Consider the following 24983-nt stretch of genomic DNA (forward strand, 5'->3'; position numbering starts at 1 on the left):
CGCAACCATTTACTTTCCGGTCGCAACCCCTTGTTTTCCGGTCGCAACCCTTTACTTTCCGGTCGCAACCCCTTACTTTCCGGTCGCAACCCCTTACTTTCCGGTCGCACCACCTTGCTTTCCGGTCGCACCACCTTACTTTCAGGTCGCACCCCTTACTTTCCGGTCTCACCACTTTACTTTCCGGTCGCACCACTTTACTTTCCGGCCGCCCCCCCCCTTACTTTCCGGTCGCAACCCCTTACTTTCCGGTCGCACACCACCTATAAATCCCCAAAACAAAAACCCCCACTCAGGGGGTTTTAACTAGCCGCCATTAACTCCACTTTTACATCCAAGAAAACACGATACACCACCGCCGCAAACTGCGCTCTGGTAGTACCATCATTCACACCAAAACTTCCATTCGTATATCCACTCACATACCCGTTAGAAGCTAAACTCTGGATGTACAACTCCGCCCAGTAACCGGCTTTTACATCAGTAAAACTAACCAGTTTTTCACCTGGTTGTACCTGGAATGCTTTCGCAATAACTATAGCCAGCTGTGCTCTTGTTAGTGGCGCATCCGGGTTGAAGTTTGCTGCTTTACTGAAAACTCCCGCTTCCACTAGTTTGGCGATAGCCATATAGTTTGGATGGTCTTGCGGAACATCTTTGAAACCGGGATCTGCCGGAATATTTTTCGTCATTGGAATCATTCCATATAGATAGGATGCTGCTTCCGCTCTTGTGATGACTTGGTTTGGCAGGAATTCTGTGTCTGTTGCACCAGTCATTAACTCCAGATCAACCAAGTGTTGGATTGCTTCTTCTGCCCAGTGGCCAGAGATATCTTCATATACCACTTTACCGTCATACGCTGTAAAGAAGGCTTCTGTCATTTTCTTGTAGCCGTCTTCGTTCGGGTGCACATTTTGAGGGTTTGGCATGTATGCCGCTGAATCAAAACCTATTAAACTTGTAACGGAGAAGGTTTTTCCACCCGCTAACTCGCCTGCCATATGGATAGTAGAATTCATTTGCTCAAACATGAGTGCTACCGTTTCAAGTGCCTGCCCTTCTAAATAAGGGAATGGAAACACATAGTCAGAGACATAGACCTCTGCAGCAGGGTTGATCGTTTTAATCGTCCCAACGATTTTTGCGATGTTTTCCCCTGTCGTTGTTAGTGCTGCTGTTGCTTCTTCCAAGTCAAAGGAAACAGTACCTGCTTCCGCATCGATTTTTGCAATTTTTAACAAGTCGTTTGCTCCTGCAGAGATGGTAACGAGTTCTGCTTCTGCTAGAGCCGCTTGCAATTCAGGCTTACTTAAATCTGCTAAAACTTGAGTTGTATTGTATCCAGGAACCGCGAATTCTTTATGGAACTCGACAACCTTCCCTCTACTTTCTAGCTCTTGTTTTACAAAGTCTGCGTATCCCAGACCTAATTCGTTGTAAGGTGTAACCCCAGCTGCTATGGAATCCCCTAAAGCGACATACGTAATCGCCTCCGCTTTAGTTGTTTCTTCAGTTGCGGCAGCTGTTACAGCTGTACTTAAAAATAACAAGATTGCAATGAAGCTGTACAAACTCTTTTTGAAAAACTTCATCCAGTGTCCACTCTCCTCTTTGAATCTCTTAGTCTATGACTTTATCTCTATATGGATTCGAGGAGTAGGTAGATTTTTCCTTCTTTTTCATTAACTTGCCTTTAATGACTTCTTTTTATGCAATTTCCGGTCCACCATCCACCATTTCATAAACGGTGTCACCACGAGAAGAATCGTAAAGATCCGGAATAAATGAAAACTGGTTACCGTTGCAACATCTGCATTGACGGCTAGTGCTGTAACGGCCATTTCAGCGACCCCACCAGGAGCCGTACTTAGGAACATATCATTAAATGGTAATTTGAAAATGGCATATAATCCTTCTGCCAGTAAAATACAAAAGGCGATGAGACACAGGTTTGAGACAAAAACGATGGAGAGCATTTTCAGAGTGAATTGTTCTTTGTTTATTTTCATTCTCACCCCTAAATGAGCTCCGAATAAAAGTTGGGCACCATCAATCCAGCTTGGTGGCAGGATTGGCTGGGGATAGCCTATTACATTCAGTGTACTGACAAATAAAATCGGCACTAATAAATAGGGAATGGGCATTTTGATTTTACTTGCACCCCAGATGAGAAGTGGCATTGCAATCAGCATCCACAGTAATGCAGTTGTATCAATCTGTGGTAGTAGGAATGAATCTGCTGCGGCTGCCACCGGTGCAACCTGACTTTCTTTTACTACGACATGAAGAACCAAAAATGGAACGACTGTAATCACCATCATGATACGAATCGTTTGCATGAAAGCGACCACAGCCTCGTCGGCATCCTTCATTTCTTCACTAAGAATAACCATTTGAGACAACCCACCAGGGAAGCTCCCTAACAGTGCCGTACTGTAGCTTATGTTGGTCCATTTTTTTAACAAATAAGAGGTTCCAATGGAAAAACCAATGACGAACACAGTGGATAAAAGCATAATGGGCAACTGTGTCACCATTAAGGTGGCAGCATCTTTTGTAAAAGAACTTCCCAACTGCACACCCAGTACAACGAGTCCAATGTTTCGCAAAAAAGTCGGCCAGTATAAAGGCCCTTTATAATAGGATTTGAATAGTAACAGTCCGAAAAGAGGCCCTAACAACCACGGGAGAAACATCCCCACGGTGTCTAGAATAAAACCTGCTAGTATGGCAATGGCACTTGTTGTAAGAAACGGTTTGATTGGCATGATCGACATCCTCAAAAAAATTTAGATTTCCGAAATATCTTCTACTATTCTATCACAATCCTGTTCCGAAAATGAATGGACCCTTTTTATTCATATAGAGGAAGGTTTTGCATAAACTTGCATTAAGTCCTCCCTTTCCTTTTCTGGAAAATTTTATTTATAAATGTTTAATGAACAAGCAATAGGGGGTACTGAGTATTAAAATAAAGGAGGGTATCTGATGGAAAAATACTTATTTAAGAAAGTATTGAAGAAATCAAAAGGAATTCAAGTTCATCTATTGGACAGGAAAGACGATTGTGTCAGAATTGTATATCTCGATCCTGATACGTTGTCCCCTCTAAAACATGAAAGTTGCCCGAAACGAATCCAGCGATTTTTAAGTAAGCAACACAGTATCATCTCTATGTGGCTCAGCAAATCCGTTGCTGTGTAGACCTTGCTTCGTCTAGAGTTTATTTGCCCGAACTTATTCTTACTTTTCATATGATACTTGGTCCTTCCTGGGTGGGGAGGATTTTTTTTGTGGGGGGATGACGAAAAAAAGCCCTCCATTGACTGAAGGGCTTCACACTATTCATCTATAAGAATCGCTTTCCCATTCAAACATCCAACTCGTACTTTATTTAAAGAGACTTCGTGTCCTTCTAAATGACGGACGTGAATGACCTTTTGCTCTCCCGGTAAAAGGTCGAAGAATTGCTCGGAATAAATCAACTGATCGCTGGGGATATCGATTTTTACAAACCGTGCATGTTGATCTGTGCTAATTGTAATCGTTTGTTCAGCCTGATTTAGTTCTACAGAAAGGCTGACCTCCGGAAGTGCCAAGTCCTTGTGGTCACGTAAGTAGTAGATGTTTTCCGGGAATGTCCCACTCCCGGAAGATAATCGCACAACAACTTCACTCGCAGAAGCTCCACCGAGAACTTCAGCCTCCGTATATTCAACTACAAATTGCGATTCATTTGCTCCACATGTAAAAGGAACCTTTTCCTTCCACACAACCTCACCAGTAAAGGTCTGAACCTCAATAACTATCTCATCCTCAACCGGCTCTAGTGTATCATTCACAAACCAGAACTTCAAAGGCTCTCCCACATCATGGTCCAAGGTCGCCAATAACGGATGGAAGAATCCTTTTTGCGCATAGTAGTAGGATGCTTTCGGAAGCAGGTCATAATCAATCATGGACCAGCTTGTCCCTGGCCAACAGTCGTTGAGCTGCCACACGAGAGCACCGCTCGTATTTGGTTTATTGCGACGGTAATGCTCAATTCCACACTTCAGACCTTCTGCTTGCGTTAGCATCGAGAAGTTCATGTATTCCTCGATATCTTGTGGAATTCCTGTGTAGCCTTCCATCAATAAAATCCCTTTTTGATGGTGGTAGTCCTTATTTCGATAGGACATTTCGTCACTCTTCCAGTAAAATTGCCCCTCTGGGATGTTGCGCTCTAGAGTATAACGGTTGGAAGAAGCATGCATGCCAAACTCGCTCGAAAACTTGGTGAAGTCTTTTTTGTAATTTTTAAAAGAAACGCCTTCCACACTGTAATCCTGCCCAGGCACGTCACCAAATTTCCGAGGTTCGATATTACCATGCCACACCTGCCAGTTGTGACGGTCTCCTTCCTCCTCAGAATCATGGTCATTCCCGCCAAATGGAGAGCTTGGCCAGTAGAATCGACTCGGGTCCATCTTTTCTAATATAGAAGGAATGAGGTCATGATAAATGGTCTCTCCCCAGAACGGGTCATCAATTCGACCTGACGAAACTTCAACCTCCCACAGCCAGTCGTTTTCGTTGTTGCCGCACCACAGGGTGATGCAAGAATACGGACGTAGACGCTTTACGGCTTTAACAATCTCATCCTCAACATTCTTCATGAAGTTTTGATTGTAGTCAGGGTATAAGGCACATGCAAACATGAAGTCCTGCCACACCAGGAGCCCTTGTCGGTCACATTCTTGGTAAAAGACATCTTTCTCATAGATGCCCCCACCCCAGACTCGTAGCATATTCATGTGTGATTCCTTAGAAAGCTGGATGAGCTTTTTGTAACGGTCATCATGAGCAGCCCCGATAAAACTATGCACAGGAATCCAGTTTGTTCCCTTGGCAAACAGGCGAACTCCATTTAGTTTGAAGCAGAAAAGTTTATTCCCGTTTTCGTCTTCTTGCTCCAGTTTGATTGTACGAATGCCTAGTTTTTGTGAATAACGGTCTAGCTCTTGCTCCGAATCCGTTATTTTTACTTCCAGGTCGTAGAGGAAAGGTTCGCCTAAGTCATGGGTCCACCAAAGTTTCGGTTCGGGGACTTCAATGGTCAGAATCGACTGGGTATCAGACATGACAGCTTGTTGTGTGAAAGTTTCCCCCTCATCACGGACTTGCACTTCAACCGAAACCTCTTTACCTCTTCCAAATCTCGTACGGTCAAGGTTCACTTCCACATCAATAATCGCTTTCTTCTCTTCAATGGCACTTGTGGTTGCAAAAACAGAATCCAATTTTACAGACTGTTTTTTCTCCACTCGAACGGGTTTCCAGATCCCTGCGGTCAATAGTCTTGGACCCCAATCCCATCCGTAATTCATCTGGGCTTTTCGTGTCCACGCCCGCTCTCTAGCAAAGCCGGACCAAGATATTTGCTGCTTCTCTTTCGTTACTAACCAAACGGGGTCGAATTTTACAGCAATCACGTTTCTTCCCATTTGAATGACTCTTGTAATATCGAAAGTGTGCTCCACTAGCATATTTTCCGTTGAACCAACTTCAAGTCCATTTACATATATGGTCGCGAAGGTATCGAGCCCTTCGAAGGTAAGCTCCACTCTTTCCTCTGAATCTATAGAATCGTGATAGAAAAATTCCGTACGATACCACCATTCTTTTTCCTCAACCCAACGGCATTTCTGATCATTATGACCGAAAAACGGATCCTCAATTAACCCTTTTTCAAGCAAAGTAGAATGGACATCTCCTGGTACCTTTGCAGTCATCCAGAAATGATCAATAAAATCAGGATGAGCAACTTCTAGCGCACGTTTTTCCCCACTATTAAAATATTGCAATTTCCATTGGTCTTGTATAATCATGGTGTTCCTCCTTTGATCAAAGGGCTGTGTTGTAAATGATTCATAAAGAAAGGAATTTAAACAAACGTTTGTTTAAATTCCTTTTTCTTCACGATAGGCTTGGTCTGCGAGGGCTAGAGTTCCTTTTATTCCTGCTTCGTCTCCGAGGCCTGGCGGGATGATCCATTCATCGATTTTTTCCGCAAGGTTCGGATGCTGAACATAGCCATTAAGCTTTTCAGCTACTTTTTGATGAAGAAGTGGGAAGATTTGCTTTTGCTTCATGACGCCTCCGCCCAGAATCATCTTTTTAGGAGATAAAATGAGCGTGTAGTTCATTAAGCTTTGGGCTATGTAATCTGCTGCCATTTCCCATACTTCGAACTTGTCCTCTAACTCATACCCTTTTTTCCCCCATCGCGCTTCAATGGCTGGACCTGAAGCTAGGCCTTCTAAACAATCTCCGTGATAAGGACATACCCCTTCAAAATGATCATTCGGATGTTTTCGAATGAGGATGTGCCCCATTTCAGGATGGGTAAAACCACTCAACCTCTCGCCGTTCACAATAGCGCCGACACCGATTCCGGTTCCAACTGTCATATACAAACAGCTATCCAAACCTTTGGCTGCTCCCCATTTGGATTCTCCAAGAGCAGCTGCATTCACATCTGTATCAAAGCCAGTCGGTACAGGAAAGACTTCCTTCATCTTGCCGACAAAATCAACCCCGCTCCACCCTTTTTTCGGGGTGCTTGTGATGTAACCGTACTGTTTGCTTTGCCGATCAATATCGATAGGACCAAAGGAGCCGATACCCATGGCTTCTATTTTATGTGACTGAAAGAACTCAATAACTTGTGAGAATGTCTCCTCAGGCGTTGTCGTAGGAAAGGTTGCTTTTTCCATAACATTTCCTGTTTCGTCTCCAATGGCACAAACAAATTTCGTTCCACCCGCTTCAATGGCACCGTATTGCACAGAAAAATCCCCCTTTTAAGGATGAGATACGATTAACTTCATTTGACCTTCTACTGAAAAAGTAGAAACCGTAGCTGGGACAATAAAGTGCGTTCCAGATTTAACCTCAAACGTCTTCCCGTCCACAGTAACTTTCCCCTCTCCATCGATAACGCTAGCTAAAAGGTACGGTTGCTCCTGGTCAAAATGAGCTTTACCATTAAGTTCCCACTTATAGACTGTAAAATACTCAGCTTCTACAAAACGAGTGATTTTTGCGTCATCTTTTTCATAGGTATCGTAGTTCAGTTCAGCAGAGGAGTGAGGGACTGTTGTTACATCAATCGCTTTCTCTAGATGAAGCTCGCGTTTATTGCCTTCTGCATCTGTTCGGTCGTAATCATACACACGATAGGTTGTGTCAGAGCTCTGTTGTGTTTCTAGTACAAGCGTTCCTTCGCATAACGCATGGACCGTTCCGCTCGGTACATAGAAAAAGTCTCCTGGTTTCACCGTTACACGACGAAGAAGCTTATCCCACTCACCATTTTCGATAAGGGAAACCAGCTCTTCCTTCGTTTGCGCATGGTGTCCGAAAATAAGCTCAGCATTTTCTTTACAATCAATGATATACCAGCATTCTGTCTTACCAAGCTCGCCGTTTTCATGTTTATTCGCATATTCATCATTCGGATGCACTTGCACAGATAAATCTGCGTTTGCATCCAAAATCTTCGTTAAAAGAGGAAACACATCTCCCCCAACATTCCCAAACCATTCACGATGCTCTTTCCAAGCATCCCCAAGTGGTCTGCCTGCAAGCGGACCATTTGCGATAATACTTTGACCATTCGGGTGAGCACTAATCGCCCAGCACTCACCAGTCTGATCCGACGGAATCTCATACTGAAACCGATCCTTCAGCGCAGTTCCGCCCCAAATTCTCTCCTGAAACACAGGAGTTAAAAAAATAGGTTCCTTCAACTTCATTTCCTCCTAGTGGGACGGAGGGGACAGGAACCTCTGTCCCACCCCTTCCAGCTCAGAGTGGGACACCGAACCTGTCCCCTTGTCCCTTATAGATATGTTAATGAGTCTAGAATTTCTGATAGGCTTAGTTCACAGCAAGCCATGGATGTGTCTGCTGCACCGTAGTACATTTTGACAACGTCACCATGGACAAGTACTCCACATGAGAATACTACGCCTCCAAAGAAGCCTTCTGCTTCATATGGTGCATCTGGTTCTACCAGTGGTGCCTCAGAACGCGCAATAACTTTAGTTGGATCTTCTAAATCTAATAATACAGCCCCCATGCAGTAACGATGATCCTTTGTTGCTCCATGGTATAACTCCAACCAACCTTTTTCTGTCTTAAACGGAACAGCTCCACCACCGATTCGAGCATCATCCCACTTGCCTTCTCTTAAACCGAATAGGAATTTGTGATTCCCCCAGTAGCGGAGATTATCAGATTCAGCAATCCATACTTCAGGTGCTCCATTTGATTTTGGAACTGGACGGTGCATTGCGTAGTATTTGCCGTTGATTTTTTCAGGGAAGATCAACACATCTTTATTCTCTGGTGCAAAAATCATTCCCAGATGTCCGTATGTTTTGAAATCAGTTGTCTTAACTAGCGATTCCCCAACTCCAACTGGTGATACGGCACTAAAATAAATATAGTATTCGTCACCCATTTGTGTGATTCGTGGGTCCTCTACACCGAAAGTTTCTAATTCATTCGATGGGTAAATGAACGGCTCCGGATCCACTGTAAAGTTGTGGCCATCTTTACTACGAGCGATTCTCAAGTATGAAAGTGAGGTTAAGTACTTCCACCCTTTACCTACCTCATTGATCCCGATGGTACGTGGGTCTGAAAAATCATATCTCTCATCATCCGTTGAAAGTGTGATGATCTCAAGTTCGTTCGTTTCAGGGTTGTAAATAGGAGCCTTCACAATTTTGGGATCCTCTGAGATTGGGCGCTCTGCTACACGTAATAGCATAATAACTTCCCCATTGTATTCAGCAATTCCTGCATTAAATGCACCAATTACCTCAAAACCATCATGGTATGGCTTTACATCAGCTGGTGTAATTAGGGGATTTTCTTCGTATCTATAAATCTTCATGCTGTCACTCTCCTTATATCTAGTGGGACACGGTTCCTGTCCCCTCTGTCCCTGGGCGGACCCCGCAGTCTCGTGTCTTATTCGAATTTGCTAAATGGGTCTGGGATTTCTAGTTTTTGGGCTTCTGCGTCGCTGATTCCAGCATAGAGTGTCGCTCTTCCATTTTCTTTGCGGACGAGTCCTCCACTGAATACAACGTCAACTAAATCAGGACGTTTGGCTGGGCCGTCTTCAAAGCGAGATCTTGTGGCGATGAGCTCGATATCTGAATAAGTTCCGTCCTCTGGGTTGTATGCGAAAATCATTGGATAGTAATGACGGTTTCCTTCTTCATCGAAGCTTGCAATGTGTCCTAATACTCCAAGTAATCCGTTTTTCAATACGTGGATTTCATTCGCTCCACCCCATTCGTCTTCAATGAACTGACCTTCCAATAAAGGCGCAGCATCGACTACTGAAGGTGTAAGCTCTTCTAATGTTTCAATCTTGGTGTAGCCAATCTTTCCTCTTCCCCCTTTTTCTCCTTGAGGGCGAGTAAATACACCGATACCGCCTGTTGGCAGCTCTACTAAACGGATGTCCTTCATTCCATCTGGACCTTTAGCGAACTCAGTCAATTCACTAATGGAGCCGCCTTTTAAAAATACGGTTCTCCACCCTAAAGCATCTTCAATCTCTGGATGAGGGAAAATCTGTACACCACCTAGGACCAATTCTCCTTTAATAAAGGTAAAGAAAGGGTCTTGTAGTTCAAATGTTGGGGCCCCTTCTCTTGGTACCCATTTCCCATCTCTCTCTACAAAAAAATAAACGGATGAATGCTCACTATCGCGTTCTTCCACGCGCCCTGCAATCACAAGCTCACCTTCATCTTCAAATGGAGCAGCAATATTGTAAACATCTCTCTCGCCAACTCCGTCGAACACTAGCTTTTGTGCGGGTCCAATTGATGTTGCTTTTTCTTCAAATTCCTGAAGAAGCTGTCCGCATGTTTTCACTTTTCCTTTACTTAATACCGCCATTTCATTCACTCCCTCTATGATCTACACGTATTTGACAATCTTGTCCGGCTAAGTAGCCCGTGTTCTCCTCTTCAACTAACTGAACGGAACATGGTACTGCCTCATCAAACCAATCTGGTAAAGTAACTTTTTCGGCACCATAATTGATTCCTACATACATGGTTGACTGGTCATCAGTCCGACTATAAAACAGGGCATCCCCACGACGCTCTATCTTCTCATAGCAACCGTTCTGAAGAGCTGATACTGAGTTCCTGATCTTTAACAACTTTTTATAAAAATGAAGCATGGAATGAGGATCAGTTTCCTCCACCTTCACATTGATATCACGGTAAGAAGGATGAACCCGAATCCAAGGAGTCCCAGAAGAAAAACCCGCATTCTCACTATCATCCCATTGCATTGGCGACCTTGAAGCATCACGAGATTTTTCATTACCGATAGCTAACGCCTCTACTTCGGTTTTACCGTCTCGAACCGCTAACTCATAAGCGGTTCTTCCTTGAATGTCTTGGATATCCTCTTTTTTCTCAGCCACTAAATTCCTCATGCCAATTTCATCCCCAAAATAGAGAAACGGGACACCTTTAGCCGTTGTAAGTAAAACAGCTAAGTGCTTTGCTCTCAACTCAGGGTCGATACCGCCTGCCAACCGCTCACAATGTCGGGGCATGTCATGACTGGAGAAAAATAAGGTTGGCCATTGGTCCTCAGTGTAGTTTTCTTCCATTTTTGATATTTCACTAAAAATAGTATCTACAGAAAAACTCGACTGGCTTCCTAAGTTGAAGTTAAATACCACATCCAGTTTTCCTTCACCACAATAAGGTTTTAACACCTCAAGGTCTTCGGATCCTACTTCACCCACTAAGAAAATATCTCCATGAGACTTGGCAAAAGCGGAAATTTCTTGAACAGCCTCCAGCACTCCATCCTGGTCCTTATCATACAGGTGATCTTGTTCATCATTTTCTAAATAAGGATTATCCTTAAATTCATTCGATACCGTTAGGAAATTGATGACATCTAATCGAAACCCATCAATTCCTTTATCAATCCAGAATTTCATGACATCTTTCATGGCTTCGCGAACTTCAGGGTTGGCCCAGTTCAAGTCCACTTGTTCTTTTGCAAAAGCATGGTAATAGTACTGCCCAGTTTGTTCATCCCATTCCCAAGCAGTTCCTCCAAAAAAGGACTCCCAATTGTTAGGGGGCACATCCTTCTCTCCATCCTTCCAGATATACCAATCTCGCTTTGGATTGTCTTTTGAAGAGCGAGACTCTTTAAACCATGGATGTTCACTAGATGTGTGATTTAACACCAAATCTGCAATAACTCGAATCCCTCGTTTATGGGCCTCTTCTATGAATTCTTCAAAATCCTCCATCGTCCCGTAATCGGGATCAATGTTTTTGTAGTCTGCAATGTCGTACCCATTATCTACTTTGGGTGAAGGATAAAAAGGGGTGAGCCACACACCTTTCACCCCTAGTTCTTTTAGGTAATCGAGCTTTGAGATGATGCCTTTGAAATCACCGATTCCATCGCCATTTCCATCTGCAAAGCTTGGCATATAGATTTCGTAAAATACGGCTTTTTTCCACCAAGAGTTCATAGTTCAATCTCCATTGGTTTTTATTTCAACGTAAACTGCATTCCCTCTTTAAACTTCTTAGAGAAAAGCAAGAATAAAATAACAATTGGAATGGTCAACAATACCGATGCTGCATACAACGGACCTGGGTATCCACCGTAAGGGCCGAACATTTGAGATAGCAATACGTTTAGGGTTAACATTTCGTCACTACGAACCGCAATCATATCCCAGAGTAGCTCTGTCCAACGTTCCATAAATAGGAATAGGAACACAACAATTGTGATCGATTTGGACATAGGTAGAACGACTCTAAATAGGATTTTCAAGTCACTTGCTCCGTCCATTCTCGCTGCTTCAATAAAGGAATCCGGAATGGCACGGAAGAAGTTTGTGTACATGAAAATTGCCCATAGACTGACTGCTTTCGGTAGAATCATTCCCAAGTACGAATCATATAGTCCTACATTTTGAATGAGTAAGAATGTTGGAACTAAAAGAATGATCCCTGGGAAGAACATTTGGAAAAGAATAAAGTTGTTAACTGAATCTCTTCCTCTAAAGTTCATTTTTGCCAATGCATACGCAACCAGTAAACCAGTCACCATCATTAAAGCGGTTGAAGCAGTTGAGACGATGGCACTGTTAATAAAAGAGCGAATCCAAGGTCTTGAAATTCCCGCTTCTCCTCCACTTAGTAACCATTCATAAGAGCGGAGCGTAAATTCGGTCGGTATTAAGCTTTTATCAATCTGATCCCACGCTGCAAATGAATTTAGCACCATGTATAGATAGGGATAGACCATAACAATTAAAAGGGCTATCGCAATAATATAACGGATTGTATACGATTTACGTTTATGTCCAACCATTGCGTTTCCCCCACATTTCTAAGAATTTTCGAATGATAAAGATGGAAATGAACGTTACGATAGAAGCAATAATGGCAACCGCAGAAGCATAACCCGCTTGTAGGTTTGTGAATGCTTGATTGTAAATTTCCATTTGCCATGTGTTCGTTGCGTAGTTCGGTCCCCCACCTGTTAATTGGTATACCTCGGTAAAAATCCCGAACGTTACACCAATAGATAAAATTAATGTTGTGAATAGGGCCGGATATAACATTGGGAAGGTAATCTTCCAAAAACGTTGCCAAGGGGTTACACCATCAATGGCTGCCGCTTCGTAAATTTCCTTATTGATGCCTTCCAAACCAGCTACAATAATAAGTCCGTAATAGCCAGTAAACTTCCAAGCTATCATAAAAGCAACGACTACTAATGCTGAAAATGGTGAACCTAACCAGTTAATATTCAAGTCAAAATTCGTACGTAAAAATTCGTTTAATGGACTGTTGTATGATAAGAAACCTTTCACAATAAATGCCGAAACAACCCCAGATGACAAATAAGGTAGGAAAAATCCAACCAAGAAAAGTCCTTTAAATCTAGGTAATCCATGCACAACCAAGGCTACAGCAATAGACATTGCGATGACCATTGGTACAAAAACAGCCATAAATTTAAAAGTAACGAAGAATGATGCTTGTACACCAGGGTGTTTTACTGCATCTATAAAGTTTTCAAAGCCTAAAAATTCATAGGTTGGTGCAATTAAGTTCCAGTCTGTAAATGCTAAATATAGTGACCATACTAACGGAATAGCGAAAAAAATGATTCCATATATAAGGTAAGGGCTGGTAAAAGACCAGCCCAATCCTGTAGAAAGTTTAGATTTCATTATTTAAGCTCCCCTTCGATTGCTTGCTTCATTTTTTCCCAAGCTTCATCAGGGTTTGTTTCTCCTTTCACCAGCGGGTTCACCGCATACTGCCCAATGTACGTCTGAAGTTCGTTATACTTCGGATTGTCAATGGACGGAATACCGTTTGGAATAGCCGCTGCATAAGGAGCAACTGCAGGATTAGCCTCTAAGAAGCTTGTAAACAATTCATTTGTCGCCATGTCATCTCTTGCTGGTGGTAGATTTGTTTGTTCAAGCCAAGCTACATCGTTTTCAGGGTTAGAGAATACCCAAGTTAAAAATTCCATGGCTGCCTCTTGCTCTGCTTTCGGTGCTTGAGCAAAGATAACCAATCCTTTTGCATCTGCAAAAGTTTTTACGTTTTCAGTACTTGTTCCATCTGGAACTGGAGGTGGAGCTAATGTAAAGGTTTCACCATAAACCATGTGAGGGAACTTCTCAGCCCAGTAATTAAATGTCCATGGTCCGATATCAGTAAAAATACCTAATGCAGATTCAAATGGATCCGTAGATTGATTTAGAAGAATCGCATCTCTTTCCTCAAGTTCTGCAAAGAAACCAAACACGTCTTTCGCTGCGTCTTCATCTGCTACAAAGTCAGCACCTTCAATGAAGTTGTTCCCTTCAGAAGCACCATTGTATAGCATGAAGAAGTCAAACCAACGCTTCCAAGCTGTTGGATCACCTAGATCAGGTTTAGCCCAAAGGTATTTATCTGGATATTTTTCTTTTAATGCGTCTACAACTTCAAAAACTTCACTATATGTTCTTGGAGCTTCTTCAAATCCAAGTTCGTTTAGGATATCTAATCTCCAACCAAATAACATTGGGTTAGAGTAAATTGGTAATACATATTGGTTGCCATCTGAGAATTTCCAAGCTGATACCGTGTCTGTCATTTGACGACCTTCGATTAGCTCATCCCAGCCTTCAATTTCATTTAGGGGTACAAGCGCTTTACTGTCAGCAAGTTGTGCTGCAAATCCACGGTTGATATTTTCTGAAATCGTTGGTGCGCTTTTACCAGCTAGCGCCGATTGGATGCTAGCTTCGGAAGTTGGACTTTCTTTTATTGTTGAAACTTCAACTTTAATATCTTCCTGTGAGCCATTAAATTCGTCAGCCATTTGCTGCCAGAATTTTTGTTGTGGTGGGTTTGGAGCTGCCCAGAATTCAATCGTAGTTACTCCATCTTGACTAGTTTCCTCATTATTATTGTTTCCTGTAGAACAGGCTGCTAATGCAGAAACGGATAGTACTGAAGCTAATGCAATAGAAGTTAGCTTTTTCCACTTCATCGATGGTTCCCCCTTAATATTTATAGCTTTTGCTATTCTTAAGATGTACGTATGATGTTTTTTCATACCTCTCCTTGTCTAGAACTTTTCTATAAAACTCTTAAAAGCTTACTTGAATTTAATGGATAGAAACCGCTATCATAAAAAGTAGTATGTGTTCCTATCATGTTCAAATAATAGAGTTTAAAAACAAAGAGTGATTTAATGACAGGAACATTACAAAAGTGGTTTTCATGTTCTTTTGTAATGTGAAATCATTAACTTAATCACATTATTCCACATTACAAATTGACTTGTCAACGCTTTCACATTATTTTTACAAATAGATGCATTACTTTACTACATTACAAAGTTGAGTTATAGTAATTTGTAACGTTACAAAACAAACAGGACTGTGAGGGGAATTATGAAGAAAATTACGATGCAGGATATAGCAGACCAATTAAATATATCGAAGAATTCAGTATCCCAAGCTCTCACAGGAAAATCTGGAGTCAGTGAAGAAACAAGACGTATGGTTATTGAAAAAGCCAATGAGCTTGGTTATAAATACAAAGGACAACCTCAATCGTCACTTCAACCCATTCAATCTGAGCCAAAAACGATCGCTTTAATTGCATCTGAGTTTGCTTTCTCTCAAACTGCTTTCTTTGGACAAATTTATCTTAGTGTTGAGAAATTGATTAAACAAGAGGGATTCAGACTACTCATACAATCCATTACTTCAGATGCTCGTGATTCATTAGAATTACCGGATTTTATTGAAAATAAATCAGTGAATGGAATTATTATTCTTTCTCATATTAGTACGGACTATATAAAAAAGGTGTTAGATACAGATATTCCAACTATTCTGATCGATCACCATGATCCGACATTAGATGTAGATGCTATCTTAACAAATAACCGTTTTGGTGCTTTCAAGGCCATTAAACACTTAATCGATTTAGGTCATAAAAACATCGGATTTATGGGCGATATCGACTTTTCACCAAGTTATCAGGAGCGGATGGAAGGTTACCTACTAGCTTTAAGGGAATATGATTGTCCAATAAGGGATGAATGGATGATAACTGATTTAGAAGAATCAGATGAAAGTGTATGGAATGCACTAGACTCTATTGAAGAACAGCCAACTGCTTGGTTCTGTGTCAACGACGGTCTTGGCTTTTACACCTTAACAACCCTTCAAAGGAAGGGGTACAGAGTTCCAACAGATATCTCTATTTGCAATTTCGATAACGGGAAACTTTCTAATATTGTGTCCCCAAAAATTACAACCATGGGCATTGATTTAACGTATTATGGAGAAAAAGCCATCGAACAGTTGCTTTGGAGAATAAAAAATCCAGATCAAAGGACTCAAGAGGTTTTGATTCCAGCGACTTTACTAGTGAAGGAATCAACGGCGGAAGTGAAAAAATAGACAGTGAACTAGCCATTCTTCCAGAACTTTTTCTACTGATTATGATAAAAAAGGACCCTTACTTCCAGGGTCCTTTTCCTATTTTACGTAATTCTACATAAACCTCTCTCTCCGCACAACACAATCACTATAATTTCTACAGATATTTCCCTGGAAACTTCCTTTTTCGACACTAATGAATATCAGAGGATGTACAAATATGGCGGTTCTTGTTTGTTAGATAATCAAAAAGGCGACGCTATAACGTCACCCTTTTTAACCAGAAACTAAATTAGGTAGAATAAAAACCCTGACATGGTAGCCATAGAAACGACTGAAAGTATAAATAAGTAAACTAACTTTTTCTTAAAAATACTGTGTAAGAGCATCACCTCAGGCAAACTTGCCCCAGCTGAACTGATTAGTAGAGCCATGACCGGACCTAATGCCATACCCTTTCCAATTAGTATTGTTGAGATTGGAATCATACTAGCAAGCCGGATGTATAGTGGAATCCCTAGAATAGCCGCAATTGGAACGAGCCACCAACCATCTGTACCAAATGTATTAGCCATCCATTCCATTGGTACAAGGTTTTTAATTGTTGCGCCAATGACTGCTCCTAATAATAAGTAAGGTAGGACAGTCTTCATCAGTTGAAACGTTTCTGCCCACGCTTCCTTAAGGCTAAAAGCATGCTCTTTCTCTTCATATCCACTAATCGTTACATTTTTTACTTGAGTTTCAAGTCCCCACTTTTCTAATAAGAACCCTATAGCATAAGAGAATATGGATGTAAGAATGGTGTATATAAGTGCAACTTTCCACCCCAGCATGAATCCCATCACTGAAATAATCGTCGGATCAAGAAGCGGAGATGCGAATAGGAAAACCATGACTACTCCAAAAGGAAACTTCCGCTTTAACATATTCACGATGATTGGGATTGTGGAGCATGAACAAAATGGAGTTACAAACGCAAAGATAAGTGCAAAAAGTCCCCCAACCCACTTATTACTACCTACTAGTTTCCTTTCGATTTTCTCAAAAGGAATAAACCCTTGAAGCAGGTTTACTAAAAAAGATATACCGATAAAAAGAAAGGCTAATTCAATAAATAACCATGAAAAACTCTTAAACCATTCCATTTTGTTCATGCTCCTTTTTTATCGGGCGAATCCACCGTCTAGGTGATTCGCCCATAGCTAATTAGAATATGATTTACGCACAGCAACTTTGTTTAGGTGTGCAGCACTCTTCTTGAGTGCCGTTTTCCTGTTGACAACAAGCTTCTTCTTTTATCTCAACTATTTGGACACTACAACAATCTGCTTTTTTCTTAAATTTAAACATGTTCTTTATCCTCCTATTAAATCAATTTTTTTTGATATAATAACCTTAATTAAGCACAATAATACAGGCTACCCTTTGGGTCATAACATGTCTTTGTTTTCGCTTTTATTAGATCTGTATTTTTACCAGCAAATTCACTGTGGTCTTTTATCATAAGTTGATAATTTGGTCTTAATTTTTCCTGACGGTACGCAACCTCTGCTTCTAGAAAATATGGGTGTTGAAACATCTCTATCACCTCTCTTCATCAATTTTTTTTGATTTAATAATCATTCTTACGCACAACATTGTTGGCTTTGAATTACGATCATACATTGGTTACCTTGTTGACAAGGTTTAAGCTGACTAATTTCTTTTGTGATTTTTTCTGCTTTCTCAACTTTAAATTTCGGATAGTATGTTTGGCGGTGTTCGAATTGTCCTTGAATAAAGCTTGGATGATTAAACATGTGAATCTCTCCTTTCATCAATTATTTTTGATTTACCACTCGTTGTTACATCAAATTTTCTTGTTCTAAGGAAAGTATATGCTCTCTTGGAAAAATATGCAACACTTTTTATCAAAAAAAATTGATTTATTTTTCAAACCTTGATATATAGGCATTTAATGCTCTTCAACCTCTTGGAAAGCGAGCTCAAATTGCCTGCATGTTGCTTCTCCGTAAGAGTATTTATCTCCTCGAAAAAAGCTCTCAATGATAAAATCCTTTCCTTCTATCTTGTTGAAATTTCGGGCATTCATTACAAGTTTGAAGTAAGACAGAAAATATTCTTTGGAGAGAACACTCCCTCGATTTACTGGCATAACTTAAGCCTCCTAACAAAGAGCAGCTACCCTCTAGCAGCAGCTGCTCGGTTTGAATAAGCAACATAATTCTTCAGATAGAAGATGGTTAATTTCTTTTGTGTTAATTTTATAGTAGCTCCAAGTTCCTTTTGTTTCCTTCACAATTAATTCTGCATCCAGTAGGATTTTTAGGTGATAGGATAGTTTGGACTGAGGCATATCGATTTCTTCACTTAAGTCACATACGCAGAACGATCCATTCTTTGTAATTAGGTGAAGAATATAAAGTCTTCTCTCGTCAGCCAATGCCTTAAATTTCTTTTCATATTTCTTAAATTCCACTGTCAATGATTCATCTTTTAAAGGAATATTTAGTTCCATTTGTGTTGCCTCCTTCATCAATTTTTCTTGATGTTATTCTTAGTATATGTTATTTAATGGATTAAGTACAATGTTTTGTTAGGTTTTGGTGCTTTTGGTGCTTTTGGTGCTTTGCGTTCCCTCTATTAACGTTCACGCTCTCTTCAGGGCACGTTTCTCTCCTTTACGTTCCCTCTATTAACGTTCTTGCTCTTTTCAGGGCACGTTTCTTCTCTTTGCGTTCCCTCTATTAACGTTCGCGCTCTCTTCAGGGCGCGTTTATCTCCTTTGCGTTCCCTCTATTAACATCCCTCCGCTCATCAGGGTACGATCCCTAGCCTTTCCATCCTCCTATGAAAAAAATACAAAAAAGGACTAGGCACAAACGGCTTAGTCCTTTTTAACAAAAGCTATCTAGAAAAAATTAGATAATTTTAACTAGTATCTCATAATCCTTTTGGTCTACTTTTCCATCTTTGTTTAAATCCGCCTCTGTGTGATCCGTTCCCATATAGGTAGAAAGAAGGGCTAAATCGGCAACTGTAACATGACCATCTTCATTTAAGTCACCTACTGATTGTGAGACTTCGCCAGAGAAGTGATAGACGAAACCAGCTTGAATCTCTTCTTTCCCCTCAGAATCAGCTAATACAATATTGTTGACTTTAATGCTCCAGTCTTGATTTGGCTTTCCCTTTTGAACAAACGTTAGGGCAAAAAGTTCTTGGTTTCCTGAAAGACCTTGATCACCAAGCTTTGCAAACGCCATGTCAACTTTACCTTTTGTCTCTGTAACGACTGGATTCGTCACTTGTTCTACTAGCCCTGTTGCACCTAGGAAGTTAAGAGACTTTTCGTCAAATGTAAGGGTTAGTTTTCCAGCACGAAGGTTGTTTAAGTCTTGCCCTGATAGAATCAGTTCTACTTTTCTACCATTTTCTGTTCCTGTTTTGAAAACTAGAGTACCAGAATTTATTTCTGCTAACATAAAGTCAGACTCACTACGAGGTTTTACTTGATAGGTACCTTTAAACACACTTCCGATACCTGTCACGTTAATAACATCACCCTCATTAAAATCAGCAGAGAAAGCGTCATAGTCATAACCTGTTCTGTTATCAAGTCTAACTAGTACAGACTCGTCACCATTTACTGCATGAAACTCAACGGTGCCATAGCTTAACTCTTTTACATTTGTCACTGTTACACCTTCAAGAGTAACCACTTCACCTTGAACATCTTCATTTACTTCTGCTGGAGTGACAACAACTGGAGCAGGAAGTGCCACATTAGAACTTATGACTTCAATCGTTGCATTTCCTAGTTGTTTCTCTCCATTAAACTCATCTAGTTCTGCATCAATTCTTACTTGATCACCTTGCTTAATACCGCTATTACTTTGGTATACATAGATTCCGGCAGTCTCATCTTGAATGTAAAAACCTTTTGAGCCCCAGATCCCTGGTACAGTCGTAACGATTCCTTCAACCGTTACCGTTTCACCACTAGCTTTGGCACGTGCTTCTGCTATGGTTTGAATCGTAGGCTCTTCTGGTTCTTCAGGTGTTGTTCCTTCTGCTGGTGTATAACCTGCAGCTTGTGCCTCTTCTTCAGACCAGAAGAAAATGCGCTTATCTACAGGGACAAGCTCCCATGAATTTGGTTCTACATATTCTTTTGTATCGGAATTACCAACTGGCTTGGAGAAGCCTTTGTTACCTTGTTCGCGGGCACGGAATTCAAACGGAAGCTCCAATAGTGGATCTTCTGGATTCCAGATACCCCATTCATTTTGTTTTGCTTCTCTTACCGCTGCTTGGAATTGCTCGTATTCGGTCTCATCACCGACTGGCCAAATAAAGTACGTAACAGCATAACCTTTTTCAACCATTTCAAGGTTTGTGTTTAGGTTGTCAGACTTACGAATGACTTGACCTAGCAAACGCCCGTAGTCATCATGTGCTTCTTGACCCACTTTTACAATGACTTCATCACCAGCTTTTAAAAGCGTGTTCATATATTCTTTTGCTGCATTCCCATGGTCTAGTTGGTTCTGATCTAGTTCATTTTTAACTGAATGATAGGTTTCTGGTGTATCCATATTGACGAAACGAACGGTCGTCGTTCCTAGCACTGGTGTTTCTAAATGAATCGTATCCCCATCTACTACTCTAGCTACTGTAGAAGTATACTCACCAGACGGGTTTGGTGCTGGCAGTTGTTCTTCTAACAATTGAACGTCATTTGCTGAACGGATTATCAATTGATAGGAGTTATACTGACTAACAATTCCAGTTAAGGTATACCATTTTCCGGCTTCTAATGCTGAGATAGCATTTGTATCTTCCATCACACGTAAAGTCGTTCCATTAAACTCATCATCAACGATGGTAACGTTATAACCACCCCCAGCTGGAGAGCCTGGAATTGATTGAACAAAGGCCTCGACCTCTATTAACGTACCTTCATATGGTTCTGCAGCATCTGATGTGAATAACGATAAATCCACCACTTTTGCTGATGGTAGCGGCTGATTTTTCGCTAAAACCTCAACACCGTCTGATTCTGGCACAATCTCAGTTAAACCATTATAACTAGTGATTTCACCGGTTACTTTCACTTCATCTCCTGCTTCTAATTCTGGGAATCCAGTAGGATCAAAAGCGAAAATGTTAATTCCACCGGTATCATCTTCCATATAAGTGGATAGTTTTCCTCCACCGATGGCAGAGTTATCTGCTGTTACAACCCCTTGTACCGTAACGGTTTGTCCATTTTTCGTTTTTGCTTCTGCAATGGTTAAATCTTGTGGATCTGTTGGTTCTTCTGGAGTGGGTTCACCTTCTACGAATTCCATGTTTGTAGGTGATTTTAGGGCTGGAACTGAAAAATACGCTTCTAAACTTCCAGTTACCTGAATTTTACTTCCAATAATATCTGGGTTAGTTAATAATCCAAATTCTGCTCTAAAGTCACTAGTGAGCTGTACTGGTAAAATCTTTGAGGCATCTGTTTCAGTTGGGGAATCTGCAATGGCAATGTTGTAATCATTTCCAAATGGAGCTTCGAAGTCATAGGAGTTAGTTGCTTTCGTATGACCTACGATATATCCTTCTACCGTAGCAGTTCCGCTATTGTTCGCAATTGCTTCTGATACAGTAATTGCGTCTGTTCCAGTTTCCGCCTTAGACACATAAGGAACAAATAAGCTAAAGGTTAAGACCAATACTAATAAGAGCTTTCCAACGTTACTTGGAGATAATTTCATCCCTTTTCCCTTCCTTCTTCCTTTGATAGATTCTCAAAATTACTATATCGTTCCGGTGTTAAGTCATTATTGATATTTTGTTAAGATTCTACAGTTTTAAAACACCTTCATGACTGAACACCCTTTCGACTAGCCCATTATACTAGAGAAAATCTAATTTTAGACAAAAAACATCAAATATCGGTCTAAAACACGACCATTTTACTAATATTACACCCCTAAAGTTCGTGTTTATCCATGTAGATTGTACTACATACCCTGACACACACAAACAATCACCCAGGAAGACAGGCACCAATTTATCCAAGTTTCATATTTTAAAAAGGACTTGTAAAAAGGAGTGTGGGGTATGTTTTATCATATAAAAGAATTACAGTATGAAGCGAAACCTAGTAGACCCGATCCGGTTTATGCGAAAAAATTACAAGAGGTTTTAGGTGGTCAGTACGGGGAAATCTCCGTAATGATGCAGTACTTATTTCAAGGGTTTAACTGCCGAGCAGACAAAAAATACCGTGACATGCTATTAGATATTGGGACGGAAGAAATGGCGCACGTTGAAATGCTAGCAACGCTAATTGCTCGTTTACTAGATAATACACCTTTAGATGTACAAGAAGCGGCCTATCACAGTGACCCAGCATTAGCTGCCGTCATGGGAGGCATGAATCCACAGCATGCTATTGTTAGTGGATTAGGGGCTATGGCTGCTGACAGTGTCGGATATCCTTGGAATTCCAGATACATTATTGCGAGTGGTAATTTGCTTGCTGACTTCAGGGCTAACTTAAATGCCGAATCACAAGGACGCCTACAAGTGGTTCGTCTGTTTGAAATGAGTGATGATCCAGGAGTTAGGGATACACTTTCCTTCTTGATTGCAAGAGATAAAGCCCACCAAAATCAATGGTATGCAGCCATTTGTGAGTTAGAGGAACGCGAAAATGATATTGTGGTTCCAACTACGTTCCCTGCTCATCTTGAAAAACAAGAAGTGGCTTATGATTTCTATAACCTATCTCGTGGTGAGGCTAGTAGCCAAGGGCGTTGGGCACAGGGACCAAGTATGGATGGCCGCGCACAATTCCAATACTACTCAAAACCAGGCCCATTTGGTCCGAAGCCAGTATTACCATTGGCTCCTCCTGATGTGCATAATACAATGCCACCGATGTCGAAGATGTAACAGCTAGAAACTCCGATGACCGGGCGATCTAACGGACTCTTGTTCCGCTATTTGTGGCAAAAGGCCGGTTTTAGTGATTGAAACGGACACACGTTCCGTTATTGTACTAAAATTGGGGCATTTCAGCATAAAAATTTCCAAATAACGGATCCTGTGTCCGCGAACTGACTAAAAAAGGCTATTTTGAGCGAAATAGCGGATCCTATGTCCGGCTGAAAATTAAAACGGACTTCTGTTCCGCTATTTGTGAATAGTCGCCGGTCATAACTTTTTCAAGTAAACATTTAATCCAGAACGTAAAAAAATCCAGTCCTTTGTGGCTGGATTTTGTTTAATGTTTGACTCTTGTAAAATCTCTCTATGAAACCGCACTAAATGCAGGCGGATACACTACTTTTCCTCTCAAGCCCTTCAATGAACCCTCAACCAATTCCTGAACCATAAATACTTCTGCTGGAACCGGAAATGGGGATTCAATTTCATACTGAACTGAAGGGACAAATCCAAATTTCGGGTAAAAGTTCGGGTGCCCTAAAACAGCAACATGGGCATAGCCCAGATCCTTTGCCCGTTCTAATCCACTTTTTACTAATAAAGACCCAATTCCCTTGTTTTGATACTCTGGGAGAACAGCCATCGGCGCTAATCCGAGGGTTGGGACAAGCTCACCTGTTGTCGTTTCGATATGAATCGTACTAAATAGAATATGGCCTATAACTCTTCCATTCTCATCTTCTGCTACCAAAGATAACTCAGGGATAAAATGATCGGAATTTCTAATAGCTTCTACTAGCTTACCTTCTCCTTCTCCTCCGAAAGCAAGGTCGTTGATATCCTTGATGACAATGTACTCATCAATTTTTTCTGGACGAATGGTATACATATTTTCACCTCCCTTACACACCTAAAAATACTAAAACAATGGGAATCGTAACCATACTTAGTAAAGTGGTCATAAACGTAACAGCAGAAACAAAATCCGGTTCGGTTTTAAACTGAATCGCTAATAACGTAATATTCGCAGCAGTCGGCATAGACGCGACGATGATAAAAACCTTCTCGAGTAACGGATCCAGCGTAACAAACGATAAGACAACCACTGCAACTAAAGGAGATATAACCATTCGAGCCAGCGTAATAACCGATAATTCGTACCAATTTACACTCTTAAATTGAATTTTGGCTAACTGCATCCCTAAAGCAAGCATAATTAGTGGAATACAGGCATCTGAAAGCATAGCGACTGGCTGTTCTAAGAAGCCCGGGACTCTAAGGTGAAAGATTTGAAAACTAATTCCTAGTATTAAGGCATACAAAACGGGCATAGTAGCCATTTTCTTCCACGGTGAAAAATCTTCTTCCGCCCTCATGGAGGACCCATTCGCAGCTAAAAATAATCCGATCGAATTCATTAAAATCGATTGAACGACCATTACGATGATGGCGTAAGAAAAAGCCCTCTCCCCTAGAGCAAAGTAAATAAGTGGCGCACCGTAGTTACCAGCATTCATAAAGGTAGCAGCTAGCATAAAGGCAGTCGTTACGGTTTTATTTGTTTTTCGAATTTTTCCATACAAGAAAGATAGACTCAACAATATTAAACAAAAACAAATACAGAATAAAACAATATGTACATACTCCCAGCTCAATTCATTTGTAGAAAATGTTTCAAACACTAAAAAAGGAGTGAGTACATATAGGGATAGAGTCGAAATGGATCGGATATCAAAATCAAATATCTTTTGAACGACAAAGCCAATTACAAAGATTGCCATAACTGGTATGACTACGTCTATTAAAATCATGATGAACACCAGCTTTTCTCTTAAGTTTTTACACTATCTTAATCCTTTTTCTAGTATCCTACGAATTTCCTATTTTTACAAGATGACCGTAAAACAAGCTTCCTTTTTAGAATATTTGAAATACTTGTTCATAAAGTTAGTTTTGGGACAGTTACACGCCTGTTTAAACAATTTTAAAGGAGGGCTCC

At 40.9% G+C, this 24983-nt stretch carries 23 protein-coding genes; 3 read left to right on the plus strand and 20 right to left on the minus strand.

The genetic code is table 11. The features are described 5' to 3' along the window. Positions 1–302 precede the first annotated feature (302 nt). Together ABDZ91_RS01505 and ABDZ91_RS01510 are read right to left on the minus strand one after the other, a co-directional pair. Entirely contained in the window at positions 303–1595 is a 1293-nt protein-coding gene (locus ABDZ91_RS01505; protein ID WP_343795694.1) for an S-layer homology domain-containing protein, read from the minus strand. Positions 1596–1685: 90 nt separating this feature from the next. Beyond that, positions 1686–2771, minus strand: a complete 1086-nt coding sequence (locus ABDZ91_RS01510; RefSeq protein ID WP_343795697.1) for an AbrB family transcriptional regulator — start codon at positions 2769–2771, stop codon at positions 1686–1688. A gap of 220 nt (positions 2772–2991) precedes the next feature. On the opposite strand from ABDZ91_RS01510, the gene ABDZ91_RS01515 reads away from it, so the two are divergent. Continuing rightward, positions 2992–3207 (plus strand): hypothetical protein, encoded by a 216-nt coding sequence (locus ABDZ91_RS01515; RefSeq protein ID WP_343795699.1) that lies wholly within the window; start codon positions 2992–2994, stop codon positions 3205–3207. A gap of 137 nt (positions 3208–3344) precedes the next feature. Here ABDZ91_RS01515 and ABDZ91_RS01520 read toward each other — a convergent pair whose 3' ends face one another. From ABDZ91_RS01520 to ABDZ91_RS01560, 9 genes are all read right to left on the minus strand, one after another. After that, positions 3345–5873, minus strand: a complete 2529-nt coding sequence (locus ABDZ91_RS01520) for a beta-mannosidase (protein WP_343795700.1) — start codon at positions 5871–5873, stop codon at positions 3345–3347. A gap of 72 nt (positions 5874–5945) precedes the next feature. Then, positions 5946–6833 (minus strand): ROK family protein, encoded by an 888-nt coding sequence (locus tag ABDZ91_RS01525; protein ID WP_343795701.1) that lies wholly within the window; start codon positions 6831–6833, stop codon positions 5946–5948. 15 nt (positions 6834–6848) lie between these two features. Further along, positions 6849–7796, minus strand: coding sequence for a mannose-6-phosphate isomerase, class I (gene manA / locus ABDZ91_RS01530; RefSeq protein ID WP_425541773.1), 948 nt, complete (start codon positions 7794–7796; stop codon positions 6849–6851). A gap of 92 nt (positions 7797–7888) precedes the next feature. Further along, the gene (locus ABDZ91_RS01535) at positions 7889–8950 is read right to left on the minus strand and encodes a BtaManbiosPhlase (RefSeq protein WP_343795704.1); all 1062 of its coding nucleotides are present in this window, start codon (positions 8948–8950) and stop codon (positions 7889–7891) included. 77 nt (positions 8951–9027) lie between these two features. Then, positions 9028–9972 (minus strand): MTP-1 family protein, encoded by a 945-nt coding sequence (locus ABDZ91_RS01540; RefSeq protein WP_343795707.1) that lies wholly within the window; start codon positions 9970–9972, stop codon positions 9028–9030. A gap of 1 nt (position 9973) precedes the next feature. After that, the gene (locus tag ABDZ91_RS01545; RefSeq protein ID WP_343795709.1) at positions 9974–11590 is read right to left on the minus strand and encodes an alpha-glucosidase; all 1617 of its coding nucleotides are present in this window, start codon (positions 11588–11590) and stop codon (positions 9974–9976) included. A 20-nt stretch (positions 11591–11610) separates the two neighbouring features. After that, positions 11611–12441, minus strand: coding sequence for a carbohydrate ABC transporter permease (locus tag ABDZ91_RS01550; RefSeq protein ID WP_343795711.1), 831 nt, complete (start codon positions 12439–12441; stop codon positions 11611–11613). Beyond that, positions 12428–13309: a carbohydrate ABC transporter permease gene (locus ABDZ91_RS01555; protein ID WP_343795713.1), complete on the minus strand. Its 882-nt coding sequence runs from the start codon at positions 13307–13309 to the stop codon at positions 12428–12430. The genes ABDZ91_RS01550 and ABDZ91_RS01555 overlap by 14 nt, the downstream gene beginning before the upstream one ends. Beyond that, the gene (locus ABDZ91_RS01560; RefSeq protein ID WP_343795715.1) at positions 13309–14631 is read right to left on the minus strand and encodes an ABC transporter substrate-binding protein; all 1323 of its coding nucleotides are present in this window, start codon (positions 14629–14631) and stop codon (positions 13309–13311) included. The genes ABDZ91_RS01555 and ABDZ91_RS01560 overlap by 1 nt, the downstream gene beginning before the upstream one ends. Positions 14632–15034: 403 nt before the next feature. Between ABDZ91_RS01560 and ABDZ91_RS01565 the strand changes: the two genes are divergently transcribed. Continuing rightward, entirely contained in the window at positions 15035–16057 is a 1023-nt protein-coding gene (locus tag ABDZ91_RS01565) for a LacI family DNA-binding transcriptional regulator (protein ID WP_343796166.1), read from the plus strand. A 266-nt stretch (positions 16058–16323) separates the two neighbouring features. Here ABDZ91_RS01565 and ABDZ91_RS01570 read toward each other — a convergent pair whose 3' ends face one another. From ABDZ91_RS01570 to ABDZ91_RS01600, 7 genes are all read right to left on the minus strand, one after another. Continuing rightward, positions 16324–17184 carry a permease gene (locus tag ABDZ91_RS01570; RefSeq protein ID WP_343795716.1) on the minus strand — a complete coding sequence of 287 codons (861 nt, stop codon included), beginning with the start codon at positions 17182–17184 and terminating at the stop codon, positions 16324–16326. Positions 17185–17257: 73 nt separating this feature from the next. Continuing rightward, positions 17258–17389: a hypothetical protein gene (locus ABDZ91_RS01575; protein WP_343795718.1), complete on the minus strand. Its 132-nt coding sequence runs from the start codon at positions 17387–17389 to the stop codon at positions 17258–17260. 49 nt (positions 17390–17438) lie between these two features. Beyond that, positions 17439–17618, minus strand: coding sequence for a hypothetical protein (locus tag ABDZ91_RS01580; RefSeq protein WP_343795720.1), 180 nt, complete (start codon positions 17616–17618; stop codon positions 17439–17441). Between the two features lie 46 nt (positions 17619–17664). Further along, complete coding sequence (locus ABDZ91_RS01585) at positions 17665–17838, minus strand: hypothetical protein (RefSeq protein WP_343795722.1); 174 nt, start codon at positions 17836–17838, stop codon at positions 17665–17667. Positions 17839–17993: 155 nt separating this feature from the next. Further along, the gene (locus ABDZ91_RS01590; RefSeq protein ID WP_343795724.1) at positions 17994–18194 is read right to left on the minus strand and encodes a hypothetical protein; all 201 of its coding nucleotides are present in this window, start codon (positions 18192–18194) and stop codon (positions 17994–17996) included. A 33-nt stretch (positions 18195–18227) separates the two neighbouring features. Next, entirely contained in the window at positions 18228–18557 is a 330-nt protein-coding gene (locus ABDZ91_RS01595) for an ArsR/SmtB family transcription factor (protein ID WP_343795726.1), read from the minus strand. 403 nt (positions 18558–18960) lie between these two features. After that, on the minus strand, positions 18961–21804 hold the full coding sequence (locus ABDZ91_RS01600) for a DUF6359 domain-containing protein (protein WP_343795727.1): 2844 nt from the start codon (positions 21802–21804) through the stop codon (positions 18961–18963). Between the two features lie 349 nt (positions 21805–22153). Between ABDZ91_RS01600 and ABDZ91_RS01605 the strand changes: the two genes are divergently transcribed. Then, a complete protein-coding gene (locus ABDZ91_RS01605; RefSeq protein ID WP_343795728.1) occupies positions 22154–22990 on the plus strand; it encodes a manganese catalase in 837 nt (278 codons plus the stop codon). Between the two features lie 358 nt (positions 22991–23348). Here ABDZ91_RS01605 and ABDZ91_RS01610 read toward each other — a convergent pair whose 3' ends face one another. Together ABDZ91_RS01610 and ABDZ91_RS01615 are read right to left on the minus strand one after the other, a co-directional pair. Next, positions 23349–23873: a GNAT family N-acetyltransferase gene (locus ABDZ91_RS01610; RefSeq protein ID WP_343795729.1), complete on the minus strand. Its 525-nt coding sequence runs from the start codon at positions 23871–23873 to the stop codon at positions 23349–23351. A 13-nt stretch (positions 23874–23886) separates the two neighbouring features. Then, positions 23887–24795: an AEC family transporter gene (locus ABDZ91_RS01615; protein WP_343795731.1), complete on the minus strand. Its 909-nt coding sequence runs from the start codon at positions 24793–24795 to the stop codon at positions 23887–23889. Between the last annotated feature and the right edge of the window lie 188 nt (positions 24796–24983).

Source organism: Bacillus carboniphilus, assembly GCF_039522365.1.
GTDB classification, from domain to species: Bacteria; Bacillota; Bacilli; order Bacillales; family JC228; genus Bacillus_BF; species Bacillus_BF carboniphilus.